Source organism: Streptomyces sp. NPDC002004 (genome assembly GCF_053593975.1).
In genome coordinates this window covers 408,622-421,128 of the sequence record NZ_JBSFDP010000001.1, presented here as the reverse complement: position 1 = coordinate 421,128, position 12,507 = coordinate 408,622, and the positions used below count along the sequence as shown (strand labels likewise).

9 protein-coding genes are annotated in these 12,507 nt (G+C 73.4%); 6 read left to right on the top strand and 3 right to left on the bottom strand.

The window, feature by feature from the left end:
* Positions 1-18: 18 nt before the first annotated feature.
* Entirely contained in the window at positions 19-1,671 is a 1,653-nt protein-coding gene (locus ACWCP6_RS01825) for a M4 family metallopeptidase (RefSeq protein ID WP_450930325.1), read from the bottom strand.
* Positions 1,672-2,158: 487 nt separating this feature from the next.
* Here ACWCP6_RS01825 and cutA point away from each other — a divergent pair, with 487 nt between their 5' ends.
* Both cutA and ACWCP6_RS01815 read left to right on the top strand, forming a co-directional pair.
* On the top strand, positions 2,159-2,494 hold the full coding sequence (cutA, locus tag ACWCP6_RS01820) for a divalent-cation tolerance protein CutA (RefSeq protein WP_450930324.1): 336 nt from the start codon (positions 2,159-2,161) through the stop codon (positions 2,492-2,494).
* A complete protein-coding gene (locus ACWCP6_RS01815; RefSeq protein WP_450930323.1) occupies positions 2,491-2,901 on the top strand; it encodes a gamma-glutamylcyclotransferase family protein in 411 nt (136 codons plus the stop codon). The genes cutA and ACWCP6_RS01815 overlap by 4 nt, the downstream gene beginning before the upstream one ends.
* Before the next feature lie 37 nt (positions 2,902-2,938).
* On the opposite strand, the gene ACWCP6_RS01810 is transcribed toward ACWCP6_RS01815, so the two are convergent.
* The gene (locus tag ACWCP6_RS01810; protein ID WP_450930322.1) at positions 2,939-5,158 is read right to left on the bottom strand and encodes a molybdopterin oxidoreductase family protein; all 2,220 of its coding nucleotides are present in this window, start codon (positions 5,156-5,158) and stop codon (positions 2,939-2,941) included.
* A 153-nt stretch (positions 5,159-5,311) separates the two neighbouring features.
* A complete protein-coding gene (locus tag ACWCP6_RS01805) occupies positions 5,312-5,923 on the bottom strand; it encodes a SanA/YdcF family protein (RefSeq protein ID WP_450930321.1) in 612 nt (203 codons plus the stop codon).
* A 357-nt stretch (positions 5,924-6,280) separates the two neighbouring features.
* Here ACWCP6_RS01805 and ACWCP6_RS01800 point away from each other — a divergent pair, with 357 nt between their 5' ends.
* From ACWCP6_RS01800 to dnaG, 4 genes are all read left to right on the top strand, one after another.
* Complete coding sequence (locus tag ACWCP6_RS01800; RefSeq protein WP_450930320.1) at positions 6,281-7,186, top strand: sirohydrochlorin chelatase; 906 nt, start codon at positions 6,281-6,283, stop codon at positions 7,184-7,186.
* Positions 7,187-7,240: 54 nt separating this feature from the next.
* Positions 7,241-8,590, top strand: a complete 1,350-nt coding sequence (locus ACWCP6_RS01795) for a deoxyguanosinetriphosphate triphosphohydrolase (protein WP_450930319.1) — start codon at positions 7,241-7,243, stop codon at positions 8,588-8,590.
* A 182-nt stretch (positions 8,591-8,772) separates the two neighbouring features.
* The gene (locus ACWCP6_RS01790; RefSeq protein ID WP_450930318.1) at positions 8,773-10,035 is read left to right on the top strand and encodes an NAD(P)/FAD-dependent oxidoreductase; all 1,263 of its coding nucleotides are present in this window, start codon (positions 8,773-8,775) and stop codon (positions 10,033-10,035) included.
* A gap of 140 nt (positions 10,036-10,175) precedes the next feature.
* The gene (gene dnaG / locus ACWCP6_RS01785; RefSeq protein ID WP_450930317.1) at positions 10,176-12,086 is read left to right on the top strand and encodes a DNA primase; all 1,911 of its coding nucleotides are present in this window, start codon (positions 10,176-10,178) and stop codon (positions 12,084-12,086) included.
* Positions 12,087-12,507: the final 421 nt, after the last annotated feature.

Here is a 12,507-nt window from a genome sequence, read left to right as displayed (position 1 = left end):
AGTGGGCCGGCCGCGGTGCTAACCGACGGAGACCGCGGACCAGGTGGCCGCCACCGCGTTGTACTCGGCGCTGCCGGCCCCGTACAGGTCCTTCGCCGCGTTGAGCGTCGCGGTCCGCGCGCCCGCGTAGTTCGTCGACGAGGTCATGTACACGGTCAGTGCCCGGTACCAGATCTTGCCGAGCTTGTCCCTGCCGATGCCGCTGAGCGTGGCGCCGTTGCAGGTGGTGCCGTTGTGCTGGACGCCGCCGATCACCTTCGGGCCGCTGCCCTCGGCGAGCAGATACGCGAAGTGGTTGGCGACACCGGACGAGTAGTGCACGTCGAGGTTGCCGACGCCCGAGCTCCAGCAGTCCGCGGACTTGCCGTCCTTGGACGGCTGGTCCATGTACCGCAGCGCGCTCTTGCCGAAGCCGGGCCGGACGATCTTCTCGCCGATCAGGTAGTCCCCGGGGTCGGACGCGTTGTCCGCGTAGAACTCCACGAGCGTGCCGAAGATGTCCGAGGTCGCCTCGTTGAGGCCGCCGGACTCGCCGGAGTAGGTGAGGCCGGCCGTCTTGGACGTCACTCCGTGGGACATCTCGTGCCCGGCGACGTCGAGCGCGACGAGCGGCCCGAAGGTGTTCCCGTCACCGTCCCCGTACGTCATGCAGAAGCAGCTGTCGTCCCAGAAGGCGTTGTTGTAGTTGGTGCCGTAGTGGACGCGGTTGTACGAGCCCTTGCCGTCCCCGCCGATGCCGTTCCGGCCGTGGACGTTCTTGTAGTAGTCCCACGTCTTGTCCGTGCCGTACTGGGCGTCGACGGCTGCGGACGAGCGGTCGCTGTTCGCGCCGCTGCCCCAGTGGTTGTCGGCGTCCGTGAAGAGCACGGCGGGTGCCCGCTGGAAGCAGATGCCGAGGAAGCACAGGTCGGTCTTGTTCTGTGCGTCGCCGGTGTAGGTGCCGCCGCGCGTGGCGTCCTTCAGCTGGTACGTCGATCCCGACTGGGTGCTCTCCAGCGGGACCGTACCGCTGTAGAGCGACTTGCCGTCGCCGGACGCCGTCTCGATGCCGTCCCAGGCGTCGATCTGCTTGCCGGTGCGGGCGTCGACGAGGACGACGCGGGCGACGGGGTTGCCCAGCGAGTCCTTGCCGACGGCGCTGGTGCGCCAGGCCAGCCTGGGGGCGCCGTGCAGGGCGTCGACGACCAGTCGCGGTTTGGCGACGACCGAGCGCAGCAACTCGCCTTGGTTGGCGGCCCGCAGGGCGGCGGCGCCGAGGTCGGCGGCCTGCGTCGCGGGCACCGTGGGCGTCACGCTCGGTACGGCCAGGTCGCCGCGGACGGCCCGGTCGGCCCCGTGGTAGGCGCCGCTCGGGGTCATGTGGACGACGAAGTCGCCGCCGAGCACCGGAAGGTGACGGTAGGTCCGGTCGTATCTGACGTGCTGGGCGCCGTTGTGGTCGACGATCACGTCGCGGACGGAGGTGCCCTGGGCGGAGGTGATGTCCAGGCGCCGGGCCAGGTCCGCGACGACCTTCTGTGCGTTCTGGATTGCGGTGGCCCGGCTGGGCAGCGGGCGGTCGGCCGCATCGGCTTGCGGCGCGAGTGCGGCGGCGAGCAGGGCGGCGGCCGTCGCGGCGGTACCGGCGGTGGCGAGGCGGGAAGCACCTCGTATGTGCCGTGTCCGACTCATCGATCTCCTCGGGGTGGGGGTGCCCCCTGCTCCCGGGGGTGTCTCCCCCTGCACAGGGGCTCCCGCCGCCCGGGGCGTTCCCGTGCCCGGGCGAGGCCGGAAGCGCGGGAGGAGCCGAGGGCTTGGGGAGACGCCAGGAGGGTGAGGGAGACGCCGGGAACGTGGGGGAGCCGGTGAGGCGCGGGTGGGGGGTGCTCTTGCTGACAGAGATTTAAAGGTCCATGACATGTCATGTCCATAGGCTTCACAGGGTTGGTCCTGCACCGGAGGTGAGGATCATGTGACTGCTGCGTGCCGGTGGGACGGGTGACCACCACCGGGCCGACCGGGCACGGCCGCAGGGGAGTTCACGGCCCCCGCTCCGTGCCGCGAAGGGCGCACCCGGTGGCCGGGTCGTGGCGCGGGGCGCGGCCGGGTGAGAATCGTCCGCGCAGCGGTTCCGTCATCGGGTCCGCATGGGTGCATCGGTGTGCAGAGGGAGGCGACGATGACCACGACCACGTCGGCCGGCTGGCTGACCGTCCTGACGACGACCGACGCCGCGGACAAGGCCGAGGCGTTGGCGCGCGGTGCGGTCGAGGCGCGGGCCGCGGCCTGCGCGCAGATCTCCGGGCCGGTCACCTCCGTCTACCGCTGGCAGGGCGCCGTCGAGACCGCGTCGGAGTGGCAGGTTCTGTTCAAGACGACGGAGGCCAGGTACGAGCAGCTGGAGGTGTATCTGCGCACGGCGCACGACTACGTCACGCCCGAGATCATCGCGACGCCCGTCGTACGGGGCAGCGCGGACTACCTGCGGTGGCTCCAGGAGGAGACGGCCCGGTGAGACTGCCGTTCTTCGTCTACGGCACCCTGCGTCCCGGTGAGGTGAACCACGACCTCTTCCTGCGCGGGCGCACGGCGTCCGAGGAGCCGGGCCGCCTCGGCGGCGCGGTGCTGTACGACGGCCCCGGCTACCCGTACGTGGTGGAGGAGCCCGGCGGCTCCGTGGTGCGCGGCGAGTTGGTCACCGCGCTGCCCGAGGTCTACGGGGAACTGCTCGGTGCCCTCGACCGGCTGGAGGAGTACGCACCCGGCGACCCCCGCAATCTGTACGAACGCGTGGCCCGGGACGTGACCCGCCCGGACGGGACGGCCGTTCGCGCCTGGGTGTACGTCGCCGCCCCCGGCGTCGCCGTGCGCCTGCGCGCCCACGGCCACCCGATCGGGAGCGGGGACTGGCTGGACCGGTAGGGGGTGTCTTGCCGATCGGGCCCCGCGAGTCCGGGCTTCACGGTGTGACGTGGGGCTTCACGACCTCCACGCGTACCGCGCACGTCTTGAACTCCGGCATGCGCGAGGTCGGGTCGAGGGCCGGATTGGTCAGCGTGTTCGCGCGGCCCTCGCCCGCCCAGTGGAACGGCATGAAGACGGTGTCCGGGCGGATCGCCGTGGTGATGCGCGCCGGAGCGACGGCGCGCCCACGCCGGGAGACGACCGCCACTGCGTCGCCCTCCTCGGCGCCCAGCCGCTCGGCCAGCCGTGGATGCATCTGGACGAAGGGCCCGGGCGCGGCCGCGTTCAGCTCCGCCACCCGGCGCGTCTGCGCCCCCGACTGGTACTGCGCCAGCACCCGGCCGGTGGTCAGCAGCAGCGGGAACTCCGCGTCCGGCTCCTCGGCGGCGGGCCGGTGCACCACGGCGGCGAACCTCGCCCGCCCGTCCTCCGTGGCGAACCGGTCGAGGAACAGCCGCGGACTCCCGAGGCCTTCGCCCCCGTCCGCAGCGGGCGGCGCATCCGGACCGGAGGGGCCGGCGGGACAGGGCCAGAAGACCGGCCGGCCCAGGGCCAGATCGCGGTAGGTGATGCCCGAGTAGTCCGCGGGGCCACCGGCGGAGGCGGCGCGGAGTTCGGTGAAGACCTCCTCCGGGTCCGTGGGGAAGCCGTGGGCGACGCCGAGCCGCGCGGCCAGCGCCGACAGCAGCTCCAGATCGCTGCGTACCCCCGGGGGAGCCGTCACCGCCTGACGGCGCAACAGCACCCGCCCCTCCAGATTGGTGACCGTGCCGGTCTCCTCGGCCCACTGCGTGACGGGCAGGACGACGTCCGCCAGGGCGGCCGTCTCCGACAGGACCACGTCCGCCACCGCGAGGAAGTCCAGCGCCCGCAGCCGCTCCTCGATGTGCGCGGCACGCGGCGCGGACACGACGGGGTTGGACCCCATGACGAGCAGCGCCCGCACCTCGCCGCCCAGCGCGTCCAGCAGCTCGTACGCACTGCGCCCGGGACCGGGGAGCGCATCGGGGTCGACCCCCCACACCCCGGCCACATGCCGTCGCGCCTCCGGGTCGGTCAGCTTCCGGTATCCCGGCAGCTGGTCGGCCTTCTGCCCGTGTTCGCGGCCCCCCTGCCCGTTGCCCTGCCCGGTCAGGCACCCGTACCCGGACAGCGGTCGCCCGGCGCGCCCCGTGGCCAGGCACAGGTCGATCCAGGCGCCCACGGTGTCCGTGCCCTTCGACTGCTGCTCGGGCCCCCGTGCCGTGAGCACCATCGACGAACCGGCGTCGCAGAACAGCCGCACGGCCTCCCGCAGCAATGGAACGGACACCCCCGTGATCCGCTCCACGTACTCCGGCCAGTGGGCCATCGCCGCCGCCCGGGCCTCCGCCCAGCCGGTCGTCCGCTCCCGGATGAACGCCTCGTCGGTGCGCCCCTCCGCCACCACCAGGTGCAGCAGGCCCAGGGCGAGGGCGAGATCGGTGCCCGGGCGCGGCGCGAGATGGAGGTCCGCCTGTTCGGCGGTGCGGGTGCGGCGCGGGTCGACGACGATCAGCCGGCCGCCGTTCTCCTTCAGCTCGGTGAGGTACCGCAGGGCGGGCGGCATCGTCTCGGCGAGGTTGGAGCCGACCAGGATCAGACAGCCGGTGCGCGGAATGTCCTCCAGCGGGAACGGCAGTCCCCGGTCGAGCCCGAACGCACGCTGCTGTCCGGCCGCCGCCGACGACATGCAGAAGCGGCCGTTGTAGTCGATCTGCGAGGTGCCGAGCGCGACCCGTGCGAACTTCCCGAGCGTGTAGGCCTTTTCGTTGGTCAGCCCGCCCCCGCCGAACACCCCGCACGCGTCCGGGCCATGCTCCGTGCGCGTGCGGGACAACCCGTCGGCGATCCGGTCGAGCGCCTCCTCCCAGGTGGCGGGCGCGAGTTCGCCGGACACGCGGTCGCGCACCAGTGGCTCGGTCAGCCGTACCGCCGAGGACAGCAGCGCGGGCGCCGTACGGCCCTTGCCGCACAGGGCGCCCCGGTTCACCGGGAACTCCCTGCGCTCCACCACCTCGACGCCCGACGGCCCCACGGCCAGTCCCATCCCGCACTGGAGGGCGCAGTAGGGACAGTGGGTCGGCGTGGGCGCCGCGGCTCCCGCCCCGGCCGCATCGCCGGGCGTGCCCCCGGGCGCGGGTGTCGGGGTCGGCGCGGACGTCTGCGCCGGGGCGGAGGTCGCGGTGGAGTGCATGCCGCCAGCGTGCGACGGGCGTGTTACACGCCACCCGCAGCCCCGTTACGCTCCCGGTACGCGCGTCTCCCCGCCCCGGACCCTCGACTGTGAGGCGCCCAGGACCGGCGTCCGCCGGGGTGCGGGACGGGGCCCCGCCGTGCCCCGTCGGACTCAGCGCTCCGAGGCCAGCGCCCGCGCCACGCCCGGCTCCTTCGGCCCCAGGAACCGGGGATCCGGCCGGAACAGGGCGTCCAGCGCGGCCTTGCCCGCGGCGAACATCTCCCGCGTCGCCCCGTAGTACCAGGTCACGTCGTGCTTGTTCTCGACCCCGACGCCGTACGACGTCACGCCCGCGGCCCGGCACAGGGCGACCGCCCTGCGTATGTGGAACTCCTGGCTGATGAGCACCGCCCGGTCGACGCCGAAGATCTTCCGGGCCCGTACGCACGAGTCCCAGGTGTCGAAGCCGGCGTAGTCGCTGACGATCCGGCGGCCGGGCACCCCGTGCCGGACCAGGTACGCGCGCATCGCGTCCGGCTCGTCGTACTCCCTGCGGCTGTTGTCACCGGTCACCAGCACCACGTCGATCCGGTGCGCACGGTACAGCTCGGCGGCGGCGTCCAGACGGCGGGCGAGGTACGGCGACGGCTCGCCCTTCCACAGGCCCGCGCCGAAGACCACGGCGACCGGGGTGCGCGGCACGTCCGCCGTCGTCCGCAGCCGGCCGTCCGCCACCACGAACATCCAGGTGGCCGGCAGCAGCGCCAGCACGCACAGAGCCATGAGGGCCTGCACCGCCCTGCGGCGGCCCGTCCGCGTGCGCGGCAGCCGCAGCCACCGCCGCCCCGGCGGGGCCTGCGTCGCCCCCGGCCCGCCCGGAGACGCCGGTCCACTCCCCGGGTCCGGCCCACCCGAAGACCGCGGTCCGTCCGGCCCCCCGGGCCCCTCCGGCTCCGCGCCGCGCGCCTCTTCCACCCGCCCCATCGCTTCCCCCGTACCCCTCCCCGGCCGTCCCGGCCGATGGAGATCAACCGTAGGACACCGCACTGACACGGTCCCACCCCGGACCGTGAGGCAGGGGGAAAGGAGCTGTCATCGACGCGCAACGACGCGGCAACCTGACGCGGCCAGGATCGGTTCATGACGGCGTCGAACCCTCCTCGCGACGAGTCCACACTCCGACCCGGCGGTGCGCACCCCCTCGGAAGCGCCCCCCTCGACACGACGGCCCAGATCATGCACCGGATCACCAGCCAGCTCGGCGACCAGCTCAGCCTCGTCGCCCTCGACGGCAGCCGCCGCCCCATGCCGCCGCTCGTGGTCGTGGCCCACGGCAGCCGCGACCCCCGGGCCCTGGCCACCGCCGAGACCCTGCTCGAACGCGTCCGCGAGCTCCGGCCCGGACTGCGCGTCCACCTCGGACACATCGAGCTGAACGCGCCCCTGCTCACCGACACGCTGGCCGCTCTCGCACCGGGCCGGGCCGTGATCGTGCCGCTGATGCTCGGACGCGGACACCATGTGAAGCACGACATTCCCGAGGCCGTCGCGGGGGCGCCCCACCTCGACGTACGGGTGGCGCCGCCCCTCGGACCGCACCCGCTGCTGGTCGAGACGCTGTACGCGCGCCTGGTCGAGGCCGGGTGGCCCGAGCGTGAGGGTGCGGCCGGCCGGAGGGGGAGCGGCGTGGTGCTGGCCGCCGCCGGATCGCGGGATCCGGAGGCCGCCGTCGACGCGCGGCGCACAGCCGAACTGCTCGCCGAGCGGCTCGGGGTGCCGGTCGTCCCGGCGTATGCGTCGGCCGTGGCGCCGACCGTGCCGGCCGCCCTGCGGGCGCTGGCCGCCCGGGGACGGCACCGGGTGGGCATCGCCTCGTACTTCGCGGCGCCCGGCCGCTTCGCCGCGCAGTGCGCCGCCGCCGCGCCGTGGTCGGCCGCCGAGCCCCTCGGCGCGCACCCCGCGATGGCCCGCCTGGTGCTGCACCGGTACGACGGCGCACGGCACACGGCGGCGGACTCCGGCCACCGGCTGCTGGCCTCGGCCTGACGGCACCCGCCCCGGTGCGGCCGGTACGGCACGCCCAGGGCTTACTGTCGGTGCATGGAAGGCTCTGCGCGGGACGGTTACGAGGCCCATTACGACGACGCCGATGTCGAGCGGTATGCGGGGGAGCCCGACAAACGCGCCGGGCGAACGGCGTTCCAGCGGGACCGGGCACGGGTGCTGCACTCCGGAGCGCTGCGCAGGCTCGCGGGGAAGACGCAGGTCGTGACGCCCGGGACGCTGCCCCAGGCGCCCGGCGCACGGGCCGGGGACACCCCGGGCCAGGCGTGGGACCCGAGCCCCCGGACGCGGCTGACCCACTCGCTGGAGTGCGCCCAGGTCGGCCGTGAACTGGGCGAGGCGCTGGGCTGCGACCCGGACCTCGTGGAGACGGCCTGTCTCTCGCACGACCTGGGGCACCCGCCGTTCGGCCACAACGGCGAGCAGGCGCTGAACGAGGTCGCCGAGGACTGCGGAGGCTTCGAGGGCAACGCCCAGTCGCTGCGGCTGCTGACCCGGATCGAACCGAAGCGGTTCGTGCTCGACGAGGGCAGCGGCGACATGGTCAGCGTGGGACTCAATCTGACGCGGGCCGCGCTCGACGCCGCCACCAAGTACCCGTGGCCCCGGGGCGGCCATCCGACCGATCCCCGGTCGCAGAAGTTCGGGGTCTACGAGGACGACCGTCCCGTCTTCGACTGGGTGAGGAAGGGCTCCCCGGCCCACCGCATCTGCTTCGAGGCGCAGGTCATGGACTGGTCCGACGACGTGGCGTACTCCGTGCACGACCTGGAGGACGGGCTGCACGCCGGGCACATCGACCCCGAGGCGCTGCGCTCGGAGCCCGAGCGCCGTGACGTCTACGACGTGGCGATCGGCCGGTACGTCCCCGCCGACACCGACCCGGCGGAGCTGGCCGCGGCGCTGGACCGGCTCCTGGACCAGGAGTGGTGGCCGCACGGATACGACGGCTCCGCGGTCGCGCAGGCCCGTCTGAAGGACGCGACGAGCCAGCTCATCGGCCGGTTCTGCCTCGCCGCCGAGACCGCCACGCGGGAGCGCTGGGGCGGTCCCGGCGGCGGGCGCCTGACCCGGTACGCCGCCGAGCTCGTCGTACCGCAGGAGGCGCGGCTCGAATGTGCGGTGCTCAAGGCCGTCGCCGACCGCTATGTGATGCAGCGTGCCGAGCAGGAGCGGCTGCGCGCCGACCAGCGGGTCGTCGTCGCCGAGCTGGCCGCCGCGCTCACGGCCCGCGCGCCCGACGGTCTCGACCCGCAGTTCCGGGCGCTGTTCGACGCGGCCCCCGACGACCGTGCACGCAAACGGGTGATCGTCGATCAGATCGCCTCCCTCACGGACGCCTCCGCGGGATCGCTGCACGCCCGGCTCACCGGCCGCGGAGCGTGACGAAGGACGGCCACGGGGTGTGACGGGGACTGGCCTGATCGGGCCACTCCCTCTTCCCGCATCACGCTCCGTGCGGGACGCTCGCAAGGGCGACAGGACTATGTGACACGACTAGGTTCAGCCGGGCAGCCCGTCCCAGCGGTCCCCACCGCTGTCCCCGGACCCCGGCGAGGAGGCATCAAGTGGTCGACGCGGATCAGACGTTCGTCATCGTCGGGGGAGGGCTGGCCGGCGCGAAGGCGGCCGAGACACTCCGTGCGGAGGGCTTCACCGGCCGGGTGATCCTCGTCTGTGACGAGCGTGACCACCCGTACGAGCGCCCGCCGCTGTCCAAGGGCTATCTCCTCGGCAAGGAGGAACGCGACAGCGTCTTCGTGCACGAGCCCGCCTGGTACGCGCAGAACGACATCGAGCTGCACCTCGGCCAGACCGCCGTGCACATCGACCGCGAGGGCAAGGCCGTGCGCCTGGGCGACGGCGCCGTCCTGCACTACGACAAGCTGCTGCTGGCCACCGGGGCCGAACCGCGCCGTCTCGACATCCCCGGCACGGATCTGGCGGGCGTGCACCACCTGCGGCGGCTCGCGCACGCCGAGCGGCTGCGCGGGGTGCTCGCCTCGCTCGGGCGGGACAACGGCCACCTGGTCATCGCGGGCGCGGGCTGGATCGGCCTGGAGGTGGCGGCGGCGGCCCGGTCGTACGGCGCCGAGGTCACCGTCGTGGAGCCGCTGGCGACGCCGCTGCACGCCGTCCTGGGCCCCGAACTGGGCGAGCTCTTCGCCGATCTGCACCGGGAGCACGGCGTCCGCTTCCACTTCGGCGCGAAGCTCACGGAGATCACCGGACAGGACGGCATGGTGCTGGCGGCCCGCACCGACGTAGGCGAGGAGCACCCGGCGCACGCCGTGCTCGCCGCGATCGGCGCCGCCCCGCGCACCTCGCTCGCCGAGTCCGCCGGGCTCGCGCTCGTCGACCGGGCGCACGGCGGCGGGGTCGCCGTCGACGAGTCCCTGCGCACGTCGGACCCGGACATCTTCGCCGCGGGCGACGTGGCCGCCCACCACCACCCGCTCTTCGACACCCGGCTGCGCGTCGAGCACTGGGCGAACGCCCTGAACGGCGGGCCGGCCGCGGCCCGGGCCATGCTGGGCCGGGAGGTCAGGTACGACCGGGTCCCCTACTTCTTCTCCGACCAGTACGACCTCGGCATGGAGTACTCGGGCTGGGCGCCCCCGGGGGCGTACGACCAGGTGGTGGTCCGCGGGGACACGGGCCGGCGCGAGTTCATCGCCTTCTGGCTGAAGGAGGGCCGGGTGCTGGCCGGGATGAACGTGAACGTGTGGGACGTCACGGACCCGATCCAGAAGCTCATCCGGGCCCGCAAGCAGGTGGACGCCGAGGCGCTGACGGACCCGTCCGTCGCCCTGGAGTCGCTGGTCCCGTGACAGGAGGCCCGGCAACGCGCGCCGCGTGAACCGTGCTCCGGGGCGCTCGTCCCCGGAGCGGCGGCCGGGCGCAGGCGCCCCGTCAGCCGCAGCCGGGGCAGGCGCCCACGACTGTCTCTGCTCCCCCGTAGAATTCACGCGTGGCAGGCAGGATCAACGACGACGACGTGAAGGCGGTACGGGACGCGGTCCCGATCGACGCCGTCGTCTCCGAGTACCTCCAGCTGCGCAACGCCGGCGGCGGCAATCTGAAGGGCCTGTGCCCCTTCCACGACGAGAAGTCACCGTCCTTCCAGGTCAGCCCGAGCAAGGGGCTCTTCCACTGCTTCGGCTGCCAGGAGGGCGGCGACACCATCACCTTCGTGATGAAGGTGGACCACCTCTCCTTCTCGGAGGCGGTCGAGCGGCTCGCCGCGCAGGCGGGCATCACGCTGCGGTACGAGGAGGGCGGGTACAACCCCAGCCACCAGCGCGGCGAGCGCATCCGTCTGGTCGAGGCGCACAAGATCGCCGCACAGTTCTATGTGGAGCAGCTGGACGCGAGCCCCGAGGCGGAGATCGGCCGGAAGTTCCTCGCCGAGCGCGGCTTCGACCAGGCCGCGGCGGCGCACTTCGGCGTGGGCTACAGCCCGGCGGGCTGGGACCACCTGACCCGCTATCTGCGCGGGAAGGGGTTCAGCGACAAGGAGCTGCTGCTCTCCGGACTCGCCCAGGAGGGCCGCCGCGGCCCCATCGACCGCTTCCGCGGCCGCCTCATGTGGCCCATCCGCGACATCGGCGGCGAGGTCGTCGGCTTCGGCGCGCGCAAGCTGCGCGACGACGACAACGGCCCCAAGTACCTGAACACCCCCGACACGGCGATCTACAAGAAGTCCCAGGTCCTGTACGGCATCGACCTCGCCAAGAAGGAGATCGCCAAGTCCAGCAGGGCCGTCGTCGTCGAGGGCTACACGGATGTGATGGCCTGCCATCTCGCCGGTGTCCCGACCGCCATCGCGACCTGTGGCACCGCCTTCGGCGGCGACCACATCAAGATCCTGCGACGGCTGCTGATGGACAACGGCTCCGCCCGTGTGATCTTCACCTTCGACGGCGACGCGGCGGGCCAGAAGGCAGCGCTGCGGGCCTTCGAGGACGACCAGAAGTTCGCCGCCGAGACGTACATCGCGATCGCCCCGGACGGCATGGACCCCTGCGAGCTGCGGCTCGCCAAGGGCGACGAGGCGGTCGCCGACCTCGTCGAACCGCGCACGCCGCTCTTCGAGTTCGCCCTGCGGCAGATCGTGCAGCGGTACGACCTGGAGACGCCGGCCGGCCGCGCCGCCGCACTGGACGAGGCGGCACCGGTCGTGGCGCGCATCAAGAACAGCGCCTCGCAGCACGAGGTCGCGGTGCAGCTCGCGGGCATGCTCGGCATCCTGGACACCCAGTTCGTGGTGAAGCGCGTCGCCCAGCTCGCGCGCTGGGCCAGGGACCGGGGCGGACGCGGACCGGCAGCCCCGCAGCGGCCGAACCAGCAGCCGTCGTACGAGGCGTCCGCGCCCCGGGCCGCCGCCTCCGGCCCCGCCCTGAACCTCCGCAACCCGGTGCACGCCACCGAGCGCGAGCTCCTCAAGCTCGCACTCCAGCGCCCCGAACTGGTCTCGCCGGCGTTCGACGCGTACGGCGTCGACGAGTTCACGGCCCCGCCCTACGCGGCGGTCCGGCAGGCCGTCATCGAGGCCGGCGGCGCCGAGCTCGGCGCCCAGGACTCCCAGGCCTATCTGGTGCGCGTCCGCGAGGCCGCACCCGATGACACGGTCCGCGCCATGGTCACGGAACTCGCCGTCGAGGCGATCCTGCGCAAGACGGTCGACGAGGTCTACGCGGGTGACCAGCTCGTCGCGGTCCGCCGCCGTGCCGTCGACCGCCGCATCCGCGACATCCAGGGCACCCTCTCCCGGCTCGGCCAGCACGCCGACCCGGCCCACCTGGCCGCCGTCCAGAACGAGCTGTGGGTGCTCCAGCAGTACGGCCAGGCCCTGCGCGTACGCGGGGCCGACGCGCTCTAGGAGTCGCCGCCAGGCTCCTGCGCGACGTCACGGACAGCACATCGTGGTCCACGAGCGCCGCCGGCAGCTCCGCCGGGGCGCGACCGGCGTCCTCGACGCCGCACCCCGTGGCAGCGCCGGGTCACGAACCGCTCGTGGCGCACGGGCACACGGGTGTCGTACAGGGAATCGGGCACCGCGCGATCGGCACAGGGCGGGCACGAACACGCACTCGGGTTTCCCGGGAGGGTAACCACGCGGTCACGGACCGGACTCAAAAAGTCACCGCACGCCCCTCGTGGCAGCGATGTGTCGTACTCCACACTGGGTTCCGGTGCCTGAGTCCTCGGAGCGCGGCCGGTCCGTCCCTGGCGGGCCCGACACCCCCGCGGTTCCGCTCACTGCGTACGGGACGGACAGCGGCGAGGCCGCCGATGCCGGT